This window comes from Chroococcus sp. FPU101, assembly GCF_017312365.1.
Classification (GTDB): Bacteria; Cyanobacteriota; Cyanobacteriia; order Cyanobacteriales; family Microcystaceae; genus Chroococcus.
In genome coordinates this window covers 95612-117522 of record NZ_BLJI01000001.1, presented here as the reverse complement: position 1 = coordinate 117522, position 21911 = coordinate 95612, and the positions used below count along the sequence as shown (strand labels likewise).

Here is a 21911-nt window from a genome sequence, read left to right as displayed (position 1 = left end):
TTTAATGATTATCGGTGAGTTGTTGTTGAATTGCTTCTAATGAGAGTCCTTGAACTTCGGCTAAAAGTGCTGCAATCTCTTGTAATTCTTCTGTTTTTGGCTGTTTTTCGGCGATAACTTCAGCGAGTCCCGCAACGGTTGGAGTATCGAATAATAAATCACTCATCGATAATTCGACATTTAAGGTTTCTCGTAAACGGGACAAAACTTGTATTGCAAGCAGTGAATGTCCTCCTAAGTCGAAGAAACTATCATGAATACCAACGGTTTCTAGTCCTAAAATTTCTTGCCATATTTCAGCAATTGTTTGTTCTATCTCGTTTCGAGGTGCAATATAATCATTTGATAAATTGGGTCTAGAATGTTGTTGATTATCTTCTAACGTCGGTTGAGTGGGTAAAAAGCGCGACTGTAAATCCCCTTTGGAAATAATGACTTGATTTGCTGAACCTATTGCTAAAACTTGTTGTGTCATTTGCCAAACTTCCGACGGTGTTAAGGCAAATTGGGCTAAACTTGCTCCAAAACTCTGATTTAATTCTATATTCTGGTCAAATTGTACAGCATCCCAGTTAATACTTAACCATCCTTGTTTTATGGCAAAAGCATCAATAAAACAATTAGCCGCAGCATAGGCACCTAAACCCAATCCACCGATAATAGAAGATAGGGAAGATTGTAAGCAACAAAAATCGATTTCTTTGTTTTGTAAAATCTTAGCTAAAACGAATAACCCATCAGCTTTCGTTTTAAAGTTATATTCGCATTGGGACATATTGAGAAGTTGTAAGGGGGAGGTTCCATCAGAATTACTCATCGGTGTAGAGTAGAAGACTCCCTGAATTTGTCCAAATTTTGTTTCACCTTGTTCTAAAGCGTTTCTCAGTTCGGTTTCATTGGTGATATCTGCGGGGACAAATAGATGTTCTGTTGCTAATTGGGTTATGGGTGAGTGACCAATTAAAATCAATTTAGCGGTTTTAGGCAGATATTCCGCCCAAACATGACCTAAACCGTTGTTTAAATCGCCAATAATTAGATAAACGCCATTTTCTTTTAATGTTACTGTTTTGTTTGAAGAAATCGGTTTAAAAGTTTGATGCCAACGATGGTTAAACCGATAGGCAATTACTGTATCATCAGTTGGTGTGAGTAATTCGGTTAAAATGCGCTGGTCTATTTTCTCTAAATCTGAGATAATATCTATATTGCGACACGTTATCTGTGGATACTCTTGAGGTATCACTTTACACAGTCCTAAAAGAGTTGCTTTTTCAGGATGAAGGGTTTCACCACCGATGACATCATGGAGATGATTAGTAAGAACCGTCATCTGTAGTGATGTGGTCATTTTATATTTTTCGAGTCCCTGCATCAAAAACAGCAAGCTATAAAAACCTTGTTTTTGAAACTGGGTAAATGAAGTCTGTTCCTCCGTCATTCCCCAACCATGCAAGATATAATCGGGTTTAAGTTCTCTCCAGCTTAAATCTTCTAGTAAAGCAAAGTAATCCTCTTTTTGATTGGGATGAATGGCAAAAGCGCGGTAATCTAGTTCTGTAAAGGATTCACCGATGGCTACTGTAATTACATCCTGACCTAATAATGTTAATTGTCGGGCAATTTTAGCCCCAATTAAGAGAGAATCTAGAAAAATTAGCCAGCAAGCTTTTTGTATTTTCTCTTTTTCTAATGCTTCGGGTAATAAATCCCGTTCCCATGATGGAACATAACACCAATTAGTTAAATCAGCTTTAACTTCTGATGGTATCTCCCGACTCCCATCTATCCAATAACGCTGTCTTTCAAAGGGATAGGTAGGTAAAGGAATACGAAAAGGATGTTCGTTACTATAGAAATTTTTCCAATTAACCTTAACTCCATTACTCCAAAGTTTCCCTAAAGTATGCAAAATAAACCCAATATCCAATGATTCTTGTTTAGGATGACGCAGAGATGAAAAAATCGGCTGTTTAGACAAAATACCTAACGTATTGCCTGGGCCAATTTCTAAAAAAATGCGTTGAGGTTCTTGGGTTAATTCGGCAATTCCATCGGCAAATCTAACCGTAGAAAGGAGATGTTTACCCCAATATTCAGGGTTCGTCGCTTCCATCCCCGTTAACCAAGTTCCAGTCACATTAGAAATGATGGGGATTTTGGGTGGATATAGCTGAATTTGTTTAATTTTCTCGATAAACGGTTTTACAACAGGTTCCATCATTGGAGAATGGAACGCATGAGAGGTATGTAATCGACGACAAGAAATCTCTTTTTTTGTGAGAGAATCAGATAAAGTAGCGATCGCTTTTTGAGTTCCAGAAACAACACACGCAGAAGGGGAATTTATCGCTGCTAAAGATATCTCATCGTTTAACCAAGGTTGGATTTCAGCTTCGGATAGAGAAACGGAAAGCATTTCCCCTATCGGTTGTTGCCGCATCAACCTACCCCGCAATGCAACGAGTTCTAACGCATCATCAAGGGAAAAAACACTACTCAGACAAGCAGCGACATATTCCCCAATACTATGACCTATCATTGCTTCGGGATAAATACCCCAAGACATCCACAGTTGGGCTAAAGCATATTCAATCACAAATAACGCGCTTTGTGCATATTGGGTTTGCTGTAATGTATCCCCACCCAAATCAGAATAAATAATGTCTCGTAAATCTTCTTCTAGAAAGGGTTTCAACTTCTCACAACAATCATCAACTGTTTTTCTAAAAATAGGTTCATGCTGATACAATTCCCTACCCATATTTAGATACTGACTGCCTTGACCAGAGAACATAAATACTACAGAACGCTGACTAGAAGATTGGGTAAAAACTCGTTCAGGGTTACGTGTCTCTAAAGCGTCTCTCATATCCTCTAAATTTTGACCGACAATCATGCGACGATGTTCAAAAGCGCGTCTTCCGAGAGAAAGGGTATAAGCGACATCTGCTAGATTAAGGTCGGGATGTTTTTTAAAGTGTTCGACTAAATTCGTCGTTGCTGTCTCTAAAGCAGTTGGTGTTTTCGCTGAAAGTACCAAAAGCTGATATTTGTCTTGTAACTTCTCTCTTTCTAATTGAGGTGCTTCTTCTAAAATAACATGAGCATTTGTTCCCCCAATACCAAAGGAACTAACACCCGCCCTCGTTACATCTTTATTCCATTTTGTCAAGCTCTGATTCACATAAAACGGACTATTTTTAAAATCAATTTGGGGGTTAGCTTCACTAAAATGTAAACTAGGGGGGATTTGTTGATGTTTAAGGGCTAAAACCGTTTTAATTAAACTAGCGATTCCTGCTGCTGCATCAAGGTGTCCGATATTGGTTTTTACCGAACCAATGGCACACAATTCCGTTTTTTCGGTAGATTTGCGGAAAACTTGGCTTAAGGCAGCGATTTCGATGGGGTCGCCTAATGCGGTTCCTGTTCCATGTGCTTCAATATAAGATATCGTTTCGGGTTCAACTTCTGCCATCCCCATCGCGGTACGAATCACTTTAGCTTGACTATCAATGCGAGGGGCCGTATAACTTACCTTGAGGGAACCATCATTATTAATAGCGGAACCTTTAATCACTGCTTGAATGGTATCATGATCTACGAGCGCATCTTCTAATCGTTTTAGGACGACGATACCGACACCATTTCCCCCGACGGTTCCTTGTGCTTTGGCATCAAAAGCCCGACAATGACCATCAAATGAATAAATTCCCCCCTCTTGATACAAATAACCTTCGTTTCTGGATACTGCGACACCCCCTGCTAAAGCAATATCACACTCACCACTCAGCAAACTTTGACAGGCTATATGTACAGCGACTAGAGATGTAGAACAAGCAGTTTGAATATCGACGCTTGGCCCTTCTAAATTCAGTTTATAGGATACTCTAGTGGTGAGAAAATCTTTATCACTCGCGAGAAAAAGCTGATAGGGGTTAACTGAATTTCTTATCGTAGCATTCGTATACAGATTGAACAAATAACCATTCATCGCAGTCCCTGCATAGACTCCAACCGTTCCCGATGTGTTTTCCGAGTCATACCCTGCATTTTCTAAAGCTTCCCATGCACATTCTAAAAATAAACGGTGTTGGGGGTCAAGAATTTCTGCTTCTCTGGGATTAAACCCAAAAAATGCCGCATCAAACAAGTCTATCCCGTCTAAGAACCCACCTGCTTTAATATACTGGGGATGATTAATTAATGCTTCATCTACGCCGTTTTTTCGGAGTTCTTCATCACTAAAAACATGAATCGACTCTATTCCCTGCTGAAGATTGTACCAAAATTCATCAATATTTTTCGCCCCTGGAAAACGTCCCGCCATCCCAATAATTGCAATTTCTAAACCATTCGTTTTCATCACTGAGTTATCCATTTTGATTCATCATTTCTCGTTGCTGTCTGCGTTGGTGTAGTCTTTGTTTACCTGCTTCTCGTTGCTGTTGGGTTTCAACTGATGAGGTTTCTTGTGTCGTCTGTCGAAAATATTCAGCCAAACTACTAATCGTAGGATAGCGAAATAGATCGACTAACGTCATCTCGGTTGCAAACTGTTCTTTTAATAGACTATAAACCCTCACCATCAATAAGGAATGTCCACCTAATTCAAAAAAATTATCATGTATTCCGACTTTCTCCAACTGTAAGACCGTTTGCCAGATTTGCGCGATCGTCCTTTCGATTTCTGTTTGTGGCATGATATAAGTTGCCGCTATTTCTGGACGTACTTTCTCTGGTGTTGGTAATGCCTTGCGATCAATCTTACCATTAGGGGTTAGGGGGAGTCCATCGAGAAAGACAAAACTAGATGGAATCATATACAGGGGAAGTTTTTCGGCAAGAAAGTCACGAACCTCTGATACTGTTACATCACAAGCAACCAGATAAGCGACTAAATTATCTTCTCGCACTACTACTACAGAAGTTTTAATCTTAGAATGTAGGTTTAAGATTGCTTCAATTTCCGCTAGTTCAATGCGAAAACCTCTTAATTTCACCTGATAATCGCTTCTTCCGAGATATTCTACCTTTCCTTGTCCTGTATATCTGACTAAATCACCCGTTTTGTAGAGACGTTTTGATTTTTCAAAGGGATGGGGAACAAGTTTCTCGGCTGTTAAATCAGGACGATTAAGATAACCTCTCATTAGTCCCTCACCTCCAATGTATAATTCTCCAGTGACACCTATGGGTACAGGTTTAAGGTATTTATCTAAGACATAAAATTCTGTGTTCGCAATGGGAGAACCTAAATAAACCGAAGCATCATTTAAACGATACACGGATGACCAAATCGTTGTTTCTGTTGGCCCGTAAAGGTTCCAGACTTCTCGACTCCGTTTAAGTAATTGTTCTGCTAATTTATTGTCTAATGCTTCTCCACCACAAAGCACTTTTAAATCTTGTCCCATCCATCCTGATTCTAATAGTAATCGCCATGTTGCGGGGGTTGCTTGCATGATGGTTATTCCCGTCTTCAAGATTTCTTGTAACTGTATTCCATTAATAGTGACTTCTCGACTGACTAAAACTACTTTAGCACCCACGATAAGCGGGAGAAATAATTCTAACGCGGCAATATCAAAGGATAAAGTCGTTACGGAGATTAAACTATCATTTTCGCTCAGTTGTATAGTTTGCTGCATGGAAGTCAGAAAATTAACCAAAGCTTTGTGCAAAATTTGCACACCTTTCGGTTGTCCCGTTGAACCCGAAGTATAAATAATATAAGCTAGATTATCTGATTCTATTTGATGGAAAAGATGACAATGACTCTGTTTGATGATTTCTTCCCAGTCGCTATCTAGACAAATTATTGCTGCGGAATGGTTGGGTAGGGTGGTGACAAACTTTTGCTGAGTAAGTATGATAGAACACCCAGAATCTTCTAGCATGAATGTGATACGTTCTCTGGGATAAGTTGGATCGAGTGGTACATACACACTACCCGATTTAAGAATTCCTAAAAGTGTGATAACCATTAAGAGTGAACGTTCTAGATATATCCCGATAATACTTTCTGATTTTACGCCAAGATTTAGTAAGTATTGAGCGAGTTGGTTTGCTTTTTCGTTTAGTTCTCGATAGGTTAATGTCTCTTGTTCAAAAACAACAGCAATAGCATCGGGTGTTTTTTTGACTTGTTGTTCAAATAGCTGATGGAAGCAAAGTTCTTGTGGATATTCAGTATGCGTATTATTCCATTCTCTTAAAAACTGTTGTTCACCAGGGGTAAGTAATGAGATTTCTGATAAAAGTTGTTTAGGTTCTCTAACTATATTTAAAAGTATTGTTTCTAGATGTCCCATCATCCGACAAATCTCATCTGATGTGAAACGACTATCCTCATATAACATTCTAAGGGTTAGCTGTGGATTGACCATCGCATACAATGTTAAAGGAAAGTTCGTTTGTTCGGTAGTTTGGATATTGCGAATTTCTAAAAACAATTGTAATAGCGTAGGTTCAATGGGATAATTTTCAAAAATCACCAAACTCTCGAATAACGGTAAATTCCGAGGAACATCACTAACTCGATGAATATCCACTAATGAACTATATGCGTATTGTTGGCGTTCGATTTGTTGATTTTGTAATTGTTTTAGCCAAAATAATACAGAAGTCTGAACGGGAATTTTTACACGCACAGGTAAAGTATTAATAAATAACCCAATCATTCCCTCAGAACCCGCTAAATCCGTTGGTCGCCCTGATACTGTTGTACCAAATAATACATCATCTTCGCCACTGTAACAATTTAATAATAAGGCCCAAGCTCCTTGGATTATAGTATTGAGGGTTAATTGATGTTGTCTTGCAAAGGTTTGTATTTCTGTAGTGAATTCTGATGAAAACTGATATTGTTGCTCTTTGTAAACAGATTCTTGACTTTCGGTGTAATGTGTGTTGTTTAAAGAAGTCGGAACGGTAAAATCTTTAAGATTGTCTTTCCAGAAACGTTCTGCTTTCCCTAAATCTTGTTGTTGTAGCCAAGCGATATAATCTCGATAAGGACAAGGTTCTAAATTGATGCTTTTTCCCTGATAGAATGCAAGGAATTCTTGAATTAGTAAAGGAACCGACCAACCATCCAATAATAAATGATGATAGCACCAAATAAATTGATAGACGTTTTCCGCTTTTTGAATGAGGGTTAAACGCATTAAAGGTGCTTTAGAGAGATTAAACCCGTCTGAACGTTGTTGTTGTAGAAATTCTTTTAATTGTTCTTCAAAATTAGAAATATTTCGCCAGTCTAGATATTCTATTCTCACTTTAACCGATCGCCCTACCACCTGTAACGGTTGTTCTAACTTTTCCCACACAAAAGCCGTTCGTAGGATAGAATGTCGGTTAATTACTTGTTGCCAAGCTTGTTCAAAGGCTATTTTATCTATAATTCCTTCAATTTCATAACTCATCTGTATGATATAGCTACCTCCATGAGGTGCATACAGACTATGAAATAACATTCCCTGTTGTAGCGGAGAAAGCGGATAGATATCAGTAATATTCTTCATGATTCCCCCTCAAATTCTACCATCATCATCACTGCGTCTAATTGTTCGGAGTCGAGTTGAGCTAAAGTAAAATCAGAAGGGGTATAACCTCCTGCGTCTAATTGGCAATATTCGATTAAATCCTGTAAACTCGTGAGAAAATATTGAGCTAGATTTTCGATAGTTGTGCGCTCATGTATTCTTTTACTATATGTCCAATTCAGATAAAGTTGTTTGTCTCGAATCATTCCATTAATTTCTAACAAATAACGTCGCTGATTTTGTAAAGCAGAAGATAAACCTGTAGACTCCTGAGCTAGATTAAAGTAAGGAGAAGCTGACAACATCTGATCAAATTGACCTAAATAATTAAAACTCACCTCAGCCTTTGACGATCGAATAGAATCTGAGGATTTGATATAGTTTAATATACCATAGCCGACTCCCTGATTGGGAATGCGACGCAGTTGTTCTTTAATGGTTTTAATGGCTTTTTCTAAGGTTTCGTCTTCTAAATTTAGATAAACGGGAAAAATAGATGTAAACCATCCCACAGTACGCGAGACATCAATTTCTGTAAAAATGGTTTCTCTACCATGACTTTCTAAGTCAAGGAGTAAAGTAGAATTTCCTGTCCATTTCTTGAATGCGAGTACCAAAGCAGTCAATAAAATATCATTAATTTGAGTATTGTATGCTTGGGGAACTTCTGTCAGTAACGCTTGAGTTTGTTCAGTGTCTAGAATAACCGTAACCGTATCACTCGAAGCAATGGTATTTTCTCCCCTTTCGTCTACAGGTAATGGATATACAGGATTAGATAGAAGTGTACGCCAATACTCTCTTTCTGTCTCTGAATCAGTGTATTCTTGTAAAGATTCTGACCATTGTTTAAAAGAAGTGGTTTTAGAAGGTAATTGAATTGTCTCCCCTCGTTCTAGTTGCTGATATGCTGTCTGTAAGTCTTCGAGTAAAATTCGCCAAGAAATTCCATCAATAACTAAATGATGAACGACAAATAACAAACGAGAACCAAAACAAGCAACTCGTACTAAGTCACTCGATAAGTCTAAACTTTGCTGTAATTGATTGGCACTCGTTTCAATTTCGTTTAAATTAGATACATTGAGATTTAGTCTGGGAATTTCGTTACTAATGACCTGTTGCCATTCACCCGACTGATATTCAAAGCGCAACCGTAAAGCATCATGATGTAGGAATAGATGTTCTAAAGCTTGTTGAAGATAAGATAAATTCAGTTCAGATTTAACTTCGAGTAAAACCGCTTGATTAAAATGATGAGGGTTAGATAAATTTTGCTCAAAAAACCAATGCTGTATCGGTGTCAGGGGAACTAAACCTGTAACTAAACCTTGTTCTGAAATAATTTTTGATGTACCTGCGATTGTAGCAAGTTCCGCGATCGTTTGATACTGAAAGATTTGTTTGGGTGTAATCTGTAAACCTGCTTGATTGGCTCGTGCTACGATTTGTATGGCTAAGATAGAATCTCCTCCCAATTCAAAAAAATTATCGTGAATGCCAACCGTTTCTAAATTGAGCAGATTTGACCAAATTTTGGCTAATTTGCTTTCAATTACTGTATGAGGGACATCATCAGAAACCGTGATTTCAGGGGAGGGTAAAGCTATACGATCGATTTTGCCATTACTGGTTAGGGGTAAACTATCCAGTAGAACAAAAAATGCAGGTATCATATAATCGGGTAATCGTTCACTCACAAAACTCCGTAACTCTGAAGATGTTAGCTCTAGACTGGGAACAACATAAGCAATTAAACGCTCTTGAACAATAACAACACTTTCTTTGACTTTTGGGTGTTGGTTTAATATCGCTTCAATTTCCCCTAATTCAATCCGAAACCCTCTAATTTTGACTTGACGATCCAAGCGATCGAGATATTCAATATTACCATTGGGTAAATATCGTACCCTATCTCCAGTTTGATACAATCGTTGACCTTTAATAAAAGGATTTGGGATAAACTTTTCTGCGGTTAAATCAAAACGATTCAAATAACCTCTAGCTAACCCATCTCCTCCAATATACAACTCACCCGCAACACCGATAGGGACAGGTTGTAGATAGGAATCTAAAATATAAACTTGTGTATTAGAAATTGGATGACCAATCGGAAGCGCATCATCTGTTAATTTAAGATCAGCAGTACAGGTAAAAGTCGTTCCCTCTGTTGGGCCATAACCATTAATCAATCTAGAATTAGGATATCTGTGTAGGAATTTCTGTACATGAACCCTCGATAGAACATCCCCACCTGCAAGTAATTGACGAACGGATGCTAAACTGTCTAATTGTTCATCGATCATCAGTTGGAATAAACCCGCAGTAAGCCAGAGTGTTGTAATCTGGTATTGTATGATGGCTTCTCCTAATTGAGCTAAAGAGGGTTGATGATAGGGTAATAAAACTAATTTTGCCCCATTGAGTAATGCTCCCCAAATCTCAAAAGTCGCTGCATCAAAAGATGTCGGTGCTGCTTGTAAAAAAACTTCATCCGACCCAAAATGAATATAGTTATTTTCTTTGACTAAGCGCACAATTCCTTGATGTGGAATACAAACCCCTTTCGGTATCCCCGTTGAACCCGAAGTATACATAATATAAGCTAAGTTGTCGGGCTGCGGCGTACTATTAATTAGTACATTTTTTTGTGGTTCAGGGTTTGGCAACCAAACTCCTACAGAGTCTAAACAGAGACATTTTATGTTAGAAAACTGGGTAATGTATTGATGTTGAGTCAGAACCAGAGTTAATCCTGTATCTTCTACAATAAAATTGATTCTCTCTTGGGGATAGGTTGCATCGATGGGAATGTATACCCCTCCAGACATTAGGATAGCCAACATTCCCACAATAAGATCAAAAGAATGATCGACACATAACCCTACCAAAGTTTCTGTCGTAACTCTCTGCTGTTGTAAGATAGAAGCAAATTGTCTAGCGCGTTGATTGAGTTCTCGATAAGTTAATTGTTGTTCTTCGTACACAACCGCAACCGCATCGGGTGTTTTAGTCGCTTGTCGTTCAAATACTTGGTGAATACACAAATCTTTCGGATAATCGGTTTTTGTCTCGTTACAACTCAGTAATAACTGTTTTTGCTCCGCTTTACTCAATAAAGGTAACTCAGATATCGGTAATTCTGGACTTTCAACAACCGCAGATAGCAAAGTACGGAAACATCCAGCCATCCGATGAATTGTAGCTGCTTCAAACAAATCTGTATTGTACTCGAAAACGCCGTCTAACCCCTGCTCCGTTTCTTCTAAAGTTATCGTTAAATCAAATTTAGCGGTACCGTTTTCTAATTCTAACGGTGTCCACGTCAACCCCGCTACTTCAATCTTTTCCATCGGTGTATTTTGCAGAACAAACATCACTTGGAATAATGGAGAATAACTTAAAGAACGTTCAAGCTGCAAGTAGTCACGGGGCGTACAAGCTGCGCCCGCAGGTGAGTCCCCGATGCCGTCACCTGTGGGCGGCATTCCAGAGGGACGTGGCGCAGACAGCCCCTCTAAAATACGTTCAAAAGGTAAATCTTGATGATTGTAAGCATCTAAACTAACCTGACGTACTCGCTGCAGTAATTCCTCAAACGTCGGATTTCCTGCACTATTAATTCTAAGAGGCAAAGTATTGACAAAAAAGCCAATCAATGCCTCTAATTCCGAACGATTACGATTGGCTATAGGAGAACCAATCACCAGATCACTACTTCCCGTATAGCGATGGAGTAGGGTCGAAAAAGTGGCTAACAGCACCATAAACAAGGTACTACCCGACTTTTGACTCAGGGTTTTTAGAGCGTCTGTTAATTGTCCAGAAAGCTTAAACTTATATCTAGCCCCACGAAAAGATTGTATAGCAGAACGTGGACGATCGCTTGGTAATTCCAGTAAACTTGGAGCATCGTGTAATTGTTCTTTCCAGTAATTCAGTAAAGTTGCCAGTTTTTGTCCTTGTAGATATTCTCTCTGCCAAGATGCAAAATCTGCATATTGTAGCGATAATGGCTCTAAAGCTTTTCCTTGATACAATGCGGCTAATTCTCGTACCAAAATGCCCAACGACCAACCATCAGCAATAATATGATGTAGGGTTAAGAACAAAATATGCTCGGTTTCACTCACACGCAGAATTTTTACCCTTAGTAAAGGACTTTGATCAAGAATAAAAGGGTGTTGTGCTTCTTTGAGTGCAAGTTCTTTAATAGGTTCTTGAGATTCAAAAATATCTAAATTGAATCTAACTTTAGGCCAGATCACCTGTATTGGTTTACCGTCTCTTGTCTCAAAAGTCGTTCGTAAGATTTCGTGTCGCTGTAATATTTTATTGAAACTTTGCTCTAAAACATCGACTTGTAATTTTCCTTGTATCCGAATCGGAATCGCAATATTATAAAAAGGATTATCAGGTTCTAACTGAGCGAGAAACCATAATCTAGCTTGAGCAAAGGATAAAGGTAAATCTTGTTCTCGATTAATTTGTAAAATCGGCGTTATTGATTCTTTTTGTTGAGATAATTCGATTTTTTGCGCTAAACCGACAACGGTAGGTGAGTTAAATAAATCTTTCAGAGATATATCTGTATTAAAAGCATCCCGCAAACGAGAAATAACCTGAGTAGCGAGTAGAGAATGTCCCCCCAACTCAAAAAAATTATCTTCTACCCCGACGGTTTCTATTCCTAAAACACTCCCCCAAATTCCTGTAATAATTTCTTCAACTGGAGTACGAGGAACAAGATAAGTCACTTCATCTGTACGACTGGGAACGGGTGTCGGAAGTTGACGATGGTTGATTTTACCATTAACTGTTAGTGGAAATGATTCCAGAAAGACAAAATAAGCAGGTATCATGTATTCTGGCAATTGTTCCCTCAGAAAATGGCGTAAATCAGAGACAGTGAGAGCCTGATGTGTAACAATGTAAGCAGCTAACTGTTGATCATAAGTAAGAACGATCGCTTCTTGAATGTCTGGATGTTGGTTTAATATTGCTTCGATTTCGCCTAATTCAATCCGAAAACCCCGTATTTTGACCTGATTATCCAAACGACCCAAATATTCAATATCACCATCACTTAAATATCGTGCTTGATCTCCTGTTTTATATAACCTTTCTCCATTAAACTGAGTAAAAGGATTAGGGATAAACTTATCTGCTGTAAGATCAGGACGATTAAAATAACCTCTTGCTAAGTGTAATCCACCAATGAGTAATTCTCCTGCTACACCAATGGGAACAGGTTGTAAGTTGCGATCGACTATATAAGTTTGAACATTATCGATCGCTCTACCAATGGGAATTTCTGATAAATTATTTTCTATAGTATAAGTCGTGGAAGTAATTGTAGTCTCAGTCAGTCCATAAGCATTAATTAACTGAGTAGAACTATTTAAGTTATTGTGTGATGATATAACTTTTTCTCCCCCAATGATGACTAAGCGTAAACTAGATGGAAATTCTGAAACGGTATTGAGTTGATACCAATAAGCAGTCGGTATATTTAAAACAGTTATTTCCAATTCCTGACATTTCTGAATAAATTTCGTTACATCTGACAACATCTCATCAGTGCGTAATACCAAAGTTCCACCCGAACACAAACAAGGATAGATTTCTTCTGCTGCGACATCAAAGCTAATCGTCGCAAACTGTAAAATTCTATCATTTGAAGTTAATTGATAGTGTTTAATTGCCCATTGTGTAAAACTAACTAATGAACGATGTTCGATCATCACACCTTTGGGTTTTCCTGTAGAGCCTGAAGTATAAATAATATAAGCTAAATTATTAAAGTGTAAAGAAAGATCTAAATTACTATCGCTATGGGATGAAAGATGTTCCCAAGCTTGGTCTAAAAAGATAACTGGTATTTGATAAGTGTTTTGAATTAAATCTTGTTGAGTTAATAGAACTTTAATTTGTGTCTCTTGAATGATGTAATCTAATCGTTCTTTTGGATAGTTTGGATCTAATGGAATATAAGCACATCCTGATTTAAGGATACCCAATAATCCTATAATCATTTCGAGAGAGCGTTCTAAAAAAATTCCGATTAATTCATCGGGTTTAACTCCACAAGATTTTAAATAATTAGCTAATTGATTCGCTCTTTGATTGAGTTGATGATAAGTTAGTGTTTGATCTTCAAAAATAACAGCGATCGCATCTGGTGTTTTTTCGACTTGTTCTTCAAATAACTGATGAATACATTTGTCTAATAAATAGACTTGTTTAGTATTATTGCACTCGATGAATAATTTCTGTTCATCAGATGGAGTGAGTAAAGGTAAATCTTGAATTGATTGAGGATTAGTGGCAATTGTCGATAAAATTAATTCTAAATGCTCTAAGATCTGTTTAATGGTATCAGCATCAAAACAACCGACATCATAACTAATGTGTAGAGATAATTCTGAACTTGGAATAACGGATAAGGTTAAAGGATAATTCGTTTGTTCAAACCCTTTAGTGTCACTAATTTTTAAAATGCCATTCCATTCTTGTAAAATAGTTTCTAAAGAAATTGGATAATTTTCAAAAACAAGTAAACTTTCAAATAAAGGTATTCCTCTTGGTACTTCACTCCAACCTTGAATATCAATAAGAGAACTATAAGAATATTGTTCCCGTTCAATTTGCTGTACTTGAAGTTGTTGTAACCAGAAAATTAAATCATCTGAATTAATTTTAATTCGTACAGGTAAAGTATTAATAAATAAACCAACAATTGAATCAACTTCTGTTAATGTAGGAGGACGACCCGATACTGTTGCACCAAAAAGAATATCATTTTCATTACTATAACGACTTAAAATAAATGCCCATGCACCTTGAATAAGGGTATTAAGTGTTAAACGATTCTCTTGAGCAAAAGCTTGTAATTTAGTTGTTAAAGAGCTTGATAAATTTAGTTTTTCTTCTTGATAACTTTCTTGCTTTTTTGATAACTTAATGCTTAATTTTGTTGGCTCTGTAAAACTCTGAAGAGATTGTCTCCAATAGGTTTCAGCTTTTTCTAAATTTTGTTCTTGTAACCATAAAATATAATCTCGATAAGGACGAGGCGGAATCAAAGTTAGTGTTTTATTCTGTAATAAAGCTTCATAAAATGCTAATACTTCTTTTAAGAGAATACCATTACACCAACCATCCATTAAAAGATGATGATGACTCCAAACAAAACGATAAGCATTTTTCCCAACTCTGATTAAAGCACATCGCATTAAAGGAGCTTCATTGAGATTAAAACCTCGCTTTCTATCGGCTAATAAAAAAGTTTCTAATCTTTCTTCGTCTTCACTATTCCAATCTTCTACTATCCAAGGTAACTCAACTGTTTTATAAACAACTTGCAAAGGTTTTTCGACTTCCTCCCAATAAAAAGCCGTCCGTAAAACAGCGTGTCTTTCTATAACTAATTGCCAAGCTTTTTGGAAGATAGTAACATTCAAATTTCCTTGCAGTAAACAACTACGTTGCTCAAAATACACCCCAGATTCAGGCGAATAAAGCGTGTGAAAAAGCATTCCCTGTTGTAATGGAGAAAGTTCATAAATATCTTCAATATTTTCCATAAATTTATTTCCTCTTATTAATTTTGTTTAAAAATTGGTCAAGCTGTTTTTGTTCTAATTTGGCAGCCGAGAAATCTGAGGGTGTATACACTTTTGTTTCTAATGTCTGACAATGTGTAATAATAGCTTTTAAAGCAATAATATAATTATTAGCTAAATTTTGAATGGTCTTTTGTTGATGGATATTTTTGCTATAAATCCAATTCACTTGTAATTTATCTTCAATCACCAAACTATTTACATCCAATAAATAACAACGATTCTGCCGAAAACTACGTCTTGCTCCCTGTAATTCATTGACTAAACTTAAAATTGGATAACTGGATGGTACTCGATCTAATTGACCTAAATAATTAAAAATAACTTCTGAATTTGATTGTAAATTAAAACTCATTTTCAATGAACTACGGCGCAATTGCTCTTTAATACTTTTAAGAGAATCTTCTATTTTTTTAAGATTAGTTAAATCTAAACAAAGAGGAATAATTGTAGTAAACCAACCAACAGTACGAGATAAATCAAATTCATCAGTATCTCTGCCATGACTTTCTAAATCAACTAATAAATCAGAATGTCCCGTCCATTGAGTAAATGCTTGAGCAAGTGCTGTTAGTAAAACATCATTAATTTGTGTTTGATAAAATTGTGGAATATCTTTAAGTAAAGCTTGGGTTTCTTCAACGGTTAAAGAAGTAATAATTTGAGCAGTCGAAGCTACAGTATTATCTCCATTAGAATAATCAACTGGTAAATTACTAAATATATTATTTGTTGTTTCTCTTAAATCACCAAATTGAATTAAATAATTAGCCCAATCTTTATAAGGGGACGTTTTTGCTGGTAATTGTATTTTTTTATTATTGATTAACTGTTGATATCCTGTTGCTAAATCTTCTAGTAAAATACGCCAAGAAACGCCATCTACTGCTAAATGATGAATGACTAATAATAAATAACTTGATTGTTCCTCGCCAAAATCAAACCAAACACCTCGAAAAATCGGCCCATCTGTTAAATTAAGACTCGCTTGAATCTGAGTCGCTATCTCTTCTATTTTTTCTTTTGGCTGTCCCGAAAGATCAATAATTGTCAAAGGGATATTTTCATCAGGTGCAATATTAAACTGTTGCCAACCAGTCTCAGAAAGTGTAAATCGTAAACGTAACGCATCATGATGTATTAATAATTCTTGTATGACTTGTTCTAAAAGCTGTGGCTGTATTTGAGGACTTAATTCTAACAAAACAGATTGATTATAATGGTGAGGTTCAATTAAATTTTGCTTAAAAAACCATTCCTGAATCGGTGTGAGAGGAACATTACCTATAACAATTCCTTGTTCAATTTGTGTAGCGGTAACCGTTTGTGCTACTGCGGCGAGAAGTGCGATCGTTTGATGTTCAAATAGCTGTTTTGGAGTAATTTTTAAACCTTTTTGATTCACTTTAGCAATAATTTGAATGCTTAAAATTGAATCTCCACCCAATTCAAAAAAGTTATCATGAATACTAATCGATTCACGTCCTAAAACTTCAGCCCAAATTTGCGCTAAAATCTCTTCATTAGCAGTACGAGGTAACACTAAAGAAGCTGTCGTAGTCGATAAATCTGGACTCGGTAAAGCTTTACGATTAATTTTGCCATTAGCGGTTAGGGGAAAGGTAGTTAAAGGGATAAACGCTGATGGGATCATGTAGTCGGGTAGTTTGCTTTTGAGGAAATCACGCAGATTTTGAGGAGTAGATGGAACAAGATAAGCGACTAAACGTTTATTTCCCTGCGTATCTTCATGTACTGTTACAAAAGCTTCTGTTATATCGGGATGTTGTGCTAAAACCGCTTCAATTTCCCCTAATTCAATCCGAAAACCCCTAATTTTTACCTGTTCGTCTAATCTTCCTAAATATTCGATGTTACCGTCAGATAAATATCGTGCCTGATCTCCTGTTTTATATAATCTACCGCTAGAAAAAGGATTAGGGATAAACTTATCTGCGGTTAAATCTGGACGATTCAGATAACCCCTTGCTACACCAGCACCCCCGATATACAATTCCCCAGGGACACCGATCGGCACAGGTTGTAAGTAACGATCTAAAATATAGAGTTGTGTATTAGCGATCGCTTTACCAATCGGAACCAAACCCGTTACAGGTTTTTGCACTTCATAGACACAGCAACCAACGACGGTTTCAGTCGGCCCATATTCGTTGATTAAACGGGTATTTGGGGTCTGATGCTGCCAAAAAGTTAGATGATTTCCAAATAAGGCTTCACCCCCAATAATTAAAGCATTGGTTTGCGCTTTTTGCGGAAATTGGCTGAGAATTCCGAGATAAGCAGGGGTTAATTTAAGTAAACTATAATGATGGTCTGTATTAAGGACTTCTAGTTCTTGTTCTTCAGGTAATAAAACAACGGTTTTACCGACGAGTAGAGGGGTATATAAACTGGTAATTGTGGCATCAAAACCGATAGAGGATTGTACGGGGGAGCCTTCGCCTTCACTCACATTATATTCTTGAATTGCCCAAGTTAAATAATTAATTAATCCACGATGGGTTAATAAGGTTCCTTTCGGTTTTCCAGTCGATCCAGATGTATAGATTACATAGGCTAAATTATCGGCATTAATATTTGTGTTTTGTGATGGGTCACCAGACCAAACCTCTACGGGATGGTTAGTATCTAAACAAAGAATTTGAGTCTGATTTTGGGGTAAAATTTCTAATAATTCTGTTTGAGTTAAGAGTAAGAAAACCTTCGAGTCTTCTAACATATAAGCTAGACGATCTTGGGGATAAGTTGGATCGAGTGGAACATAAGCACCACCCGCTTTAAGAATTCCTAAAATAGCGATCGCCATTTCTAGAGAACGCTTAAAACAGATACCCACTAAAGTTTCTGGTTTAACCCCTAATATTTGAAGATGATGAGCAAGTTGATTTGCTTTTTGGTTTAATTCTTGATAAGTGAGTTTTTGATTTCCACAAACAACGGCGATATTATTTGGCGTTTTCTCGGCTTGTTTTTCAAAAATTTGATGAACTAAATCTAAGGTTTCATCTGTTTTAGTATTATTCCATTCAATTAATAATTGATGTTGTTCTGTCGGCGAAAGTAAAGTTAATTCTGATAGTCTCTTTTGTGGATTAGTAATAATCCCTGATAGTAATTGTTGGAAATGTTGAAACATTCGGGTAATTGTTTCAGTTTTAAACAAATCGGTACTGTATTCAATGACTCCTAAAATTCCTGTTTCTTGTTCGATCAGATGCCAAGTTAAATCAAATTTAGTAAACTCAAGTTCAATCCAATACTGTTCTAGTTTAAGGTTAGGGATTGCCAATTCTGGAGAAGGTGAATTTTGTAATTGATAAGCTTCATTCTGTAACTGAAACATCACTTGGAATAAAGGGTTATGGCTCAAATTCCGTTCAGGCTGTAAATCTTCAACTAATTTAGCAAACGGTAAATCTTGATGTTTATAAGCTCCTGTTGTGATTTCTTTTACTCGTTTTAATAATTCTAAAAATGTTGGATTTCTAGAAAGATTATTTCTTAAAATTAAAGTATTGACAAAAAAGCCAATTATTCCTTCTGTTTCTGAGTAATTTCGATTAGCGATCGGTGAACTAATGACTAAATCATCTTGACCACTATAACGATGTAACAAAATATTAAAAGCCGTCAATAAGGTCATAAATAAAGTTACCCTCTCTTGACGACTAAGTTGTTTTAAAGAATCAGTCAAATGCTTAGATAAATTAAAAGATTGGCTGGCTCCTCGAAACGATTGTACAACAGGGCGAGGATAATCAGTGGGAAGATTTAGGACTGGTAGATCAGCTAATTGTTGTTTCCAATACGCTAACTGTTTTTTAATTTCTTCACCCGTTAACCATTGTCGTTGCCAGTCCGCAAAATCAACATATTGTATCGGTAAATCAGGTAATTGATCTGATTTATACAAAGTTATTAATTCTTTTAAGAAAATTCCTCTTGACCAACCATCAGCAATAATATGATGAAAAATAATCAATAAGATCGATTCTTGTGGATTTAATTGCAGTAAAGTAACTCGCAAAAGTGGCCCAGTTTCTAAATTAAAAGGTCGTTGTGCTTCTTCTTTGGTAAATTGTTGAACTTGTTCTTTTGCTAGATGAATAACTGGTATTTTTATGATTAAATTATTTAAAATATCTTGATAGGTTTTCCATCAATAAAAGGAAAACGAGTCCTTAAAGATTCATGTCTTTGAATAATTGTATTCAAGCTATCTTGTAATTTTTGAATATCTAATTTTCCTGTAAAATGCCAAGCGATCGGAATATGATAAGCTGCATTACTTGGATCTAACTGATGGAGAAACCATAATCGTTCTTGAGCAAATGATAGGGGACAAGAATTGAGATCGGCTCTTTTAGTAATGGTTGTTTTTTTTTGTGGTAAATTGATTTCTTTTAATTTTTGCTCAAAAATTGCTCTTTTCTCGGGAGAAAGGGCAGCAATCCTTTTATTTAATTCATCTTTAATTGCGTTCATCTTTAATTGTTAGTAATAAAATAAATAAAGAAATGATGGCGAAAAGACTTCCCGCTAAAAAAGGAGCTTGTGGATTAATTGATTGCCACAAAAAACCAGCTAACCCACTCGCGGGTAATAAAGCAATACCGATCACTAAACTCATGAGTCCAAAAGCCGTACCCCGTAAAGCTACAGGAGTATGATCAGCGACCAAGGCTAACAAGATTCCCTGACTCAATCCTAAATATAAACCATATATACTAAATAGCACCCAAATCTGTATAGGATTCTGAGCAAAAGCAAAACCGAGATAGACTAGGGCAAACAGCAAAAAACCACTACTTAGAAGACCAATTCGACCTATACGGTCGGATAACAAACCGACAGGATAGGCACTGAGAGAGTAAATTAGGTTCATCACTACTAAAGAAAGGGGGACGAGTGAGGGAGAAATTCCAACTTGATTAGCCCGCAAAAGCAAAAACGCATCACTGAAATTGCCTAAATTAAACACTAAAGCAACTAAGAGTAAGAGCCAATAATCTCTCCCTAAGTGTTGATAATTGTCCCATTTCCAAGGTGATTGTTTGTGTTGAACGGATTTAGGCGGTTCAGAGATACCTACCACTAACAACAAAACTGATAAAAACGCTGGAATGATAGCCAACCAAAAAATCAAGCGGTAATTTTGTCCAGTGGAGTACATAAGAACGATCGCAGCCAATGGCCCACAAAAGGCTCCAATGGTATCTAGGGACTGTCTAAACCCATAGGCAGCCCCACGATGTTCTGCTTTGGTGACATCAGCGACTAAAGCGTTTCGGGGAGCGACTCGTAACCCTTTGCCAAAACGATCGCCAAACCGCGCTATTAAAATCCACACGGGGTTATTAGCTAACGCAAAAAGCGGAATCACGATCGCCGATAATCCATATCCTGCGATGGCTAATTCTTTGCGTTTTCCCCAATAATCACTCAAAGTACCCGAAAAAATCTTGAGTACCGATGCGGTTGCTTCAGCAATTCCTTCAATCATGCCAACAGTTATTAAATTTGCGCCCAAAGTAGAGACTAAAAATAACGGTAAGATCGATTGAATCATCTTGGTTCCAAAGTCAGTCAGCAAACTAACCCAACCCAGAATCCAGACGTTACGGTGTATGTTGCCCATCAATTTTTTCATGACCCTACACCGAGTGCTTGAACTTGACAGGCATTTTGTAATTGCTTTAAATAAGGTAAGCTGTCCATCACAGAATCAAAATCGGGGACAAAATCGATTAAACACGCAATTTCATCAATCCCTGCTTGTCGTATTTGTTCAATAAAAGGTAGACAACTTGATGGGGTACCAATTAATGAGCGCCCTTTCATAAATCCTTCGACCCCAAAAAGTAGTAAACTTTCTAAGTCATCTTCAGAAAAGCTTTTGAGATCGACTTTTAAGCCCATTCCTTTGGCTAAATTATCTAGTAAGTCATAATGGGTTTTTAGATAATTACAAAAAGGCTGTCTGACTTTTTCTTTAACCTGATCGACATCTTCCCCTAAAAAAGTATGTAACATTAATGCTACTTTTCCCTTTGAGTGTCCGTATTTCGCCAAAGATTGTCGATATAGCTTAATTTTGGGTGTAAGTTCTTCAAGGGTTCCCCCTAATAAAGAAGTCAGAACATTAGCCCCCATTTTTCCCGCTTCTAAAAAGGTTTCTGGAGATTGACAGGTGATCCAAGTCGGTAAATGAGGTTGTAGGGGTTTCGGTAGGGTTTTGACGCTGACAGTTCTTCCTGTTGCATCCTGAAAGTCTACCGCTTCACCTTGCCAGAGTTTTTGTACTGCTTTGATCCCTCGCCACATATTCGCTTTACGATTGGCATGGGGGTCACTAGAAAGAATAAATTCGTCCATTGTCCAACCTGAAGCAAATGCGATCGCCGCCCGACCATTGGAAAGATTATCCACGACTGCCCAATCCTCGGCAATACGGACAGGATGGTGCAAAGGTACTACTACACTGCCTGCTCGTAATTGTACTCGTTCGGTCACCATGGCTAAAGCGGCACCTGTAAGGGATGGATTGGGATACAACCCCCCGAAAGCATGAAAATGTCGTTCGGGTGTCCAAAGGGCTACAAAGCCATTGCGATCGGCAAATTTAGCACTTTCGATCAACAGTCGATATTGATCCGCTTGAGCTACTGAGCCATCACCATCGAAATAAAATAAACTAAAATCCATGTTCACCATC

The 21911-nt window shown here is 37.2% G+C and carries 7 protein-coding genes; all 7 read right to left on the bottom strand.

All coding sequences use genetic code 11. The features are described 5' to 3' along the window. Position 1: 1 nt before the first annotated feature. The 7 genes from CFPU101_RS00345 to CFPU101_RS00320 are packed head-to-tail and all read right to left on the bottom strand — an operon-like array spanning position 2 to position 21901. Complete coding sequence (locus CFPU101_RS00345; RefSeq protein WP_242577697.1) at positions 2 to 4384, bottom strand: type I polyketide synthase; 4383 nt, start codon at positions 4382 to 4384, stop codon at positions 2 to 4. Further along, a complete protein-coding gene (locus tag CFPU101_RS00340; RefSeq protein ID WP_206813362.1) occupies positions 4377 to 7529 on the bottom strand; it encodes a non-ribosomal peptide synthetase in 3153 nt (1050 codons plus the stop codon). Before CFPU101_RS00340 ends, CFPU101_RS00345 begins: the two co-directional genes overlap by 8 nt. After that, positions 7526 to 15136, bottom strand: coding sequence for a non-ribosomal peptide synthetase (locus tag CFPU101_RS00335; RefSeq protein WP_206813361.1), 7611 nt, complete (start codon positions 15134 to 15136; stop codon positions 7526 to 7528). Before CFPU101_RS00335 ends, CFPU101_RS00340 begins: the two co-directional genes overlap by 4 nt. A gap of 4 nt (positions 15137 to 15140) precedes the next feature. Beyond that, a complete protein-coding gene (locus tag CFPU101_RS25910) occupies positions 15141 to 19304 on the bottom strand; it encodes an amino acid adenylation domain-containing protein (protein WP_277988722.1) in 4164 nt (1387 codons plus the stop codon). Between the two features lie 26 nt (positions 19305 to 19330). Then, positions 19331 to 19681: a condensation domain-containing protein gene (locus tag CFPU101_RS25905; RefSeq protein ID WP_277988715.1), complete on the bottom strand. Its 351-nt coding sequence runs from the start codon at positions 19679 to 19681 to the stop codon at positions 19331 to 19333. Beyond that, positions 19668 to 20846, bottom strand: a complete 1179-nt coding sequence (locus tag CFPU101_RS00325; protein ID WP_242577696.1) for an MFS transporter — start codon at positions 20844 to 20846, stop codon at positions 19668 to 19670. Before CFPU101_RS00325 ends, CFPU101_RS25905 begins: the two co-directional genes overlap by 14 nt. After that, on the bottom strand, positions 20843 to 21901 hold the full coding sequence (locus CFPU101_RS00320; RefSeq protein WP_206813360.1) for an LLM class flavin-dependent oxidoreductase: 1059 nt from the start codon (positions 21899 to 21901) through the stop codon (positions 20843 to 20845). Before CFPU101_RS00320 ends, CFPU101_RS00325 begins: the two co-directional genes overlap by 4 nt. Positions 21902 to 21911 lie beyond the last annotated feature (10 nt).

Bases quoted from the DNA above. Each gene is read 5' to 3' on its own strand.
- CFPU101_RS00345 (WP_242577697.1), bottom strand. From the start codon at position 4,384: ATGGATAACTCAGTGATGAAAACGAATGGTTTAGAAATTGCAATTATT.
- CFPU101_RS00340 (WP_206813362.1), bottom strand. From the start codon at position 7,529: ATGAAGAATATTACTGATATCTATCCGCTTTCTCCGCTACAACAGGGA.
- CFPU101_RS00335 (WP_206813361.1), bottom strand. From the start codon at position 15,136: ATGGAAAATATTGAAGATATTTATGAACTTTCTCCATTACAACAGGGA.
- CFPU101_RS25905 (WP_277988715.1), bottom strand. From the start codon at position 19,681: ATGAACGCAATTAAAGATGAATTAAATAAAAGGATTGCTGCCCTTTCT.
- CFPU101_RS00325 (WP_242577696.1), bottom strand. From the start codon at position 20,846: ATGAAAAAATTGATGGGCAACATACACCGTAACGTCTGGATTCTGGGT.
- CFPU101_RS00320 (WP_206813360.1), bottom strand. From the start codon at position 21,901: ATGGATTTTAGTTTATTTTATTTCGATGGTGATGGCTCAGTAGCTCAA.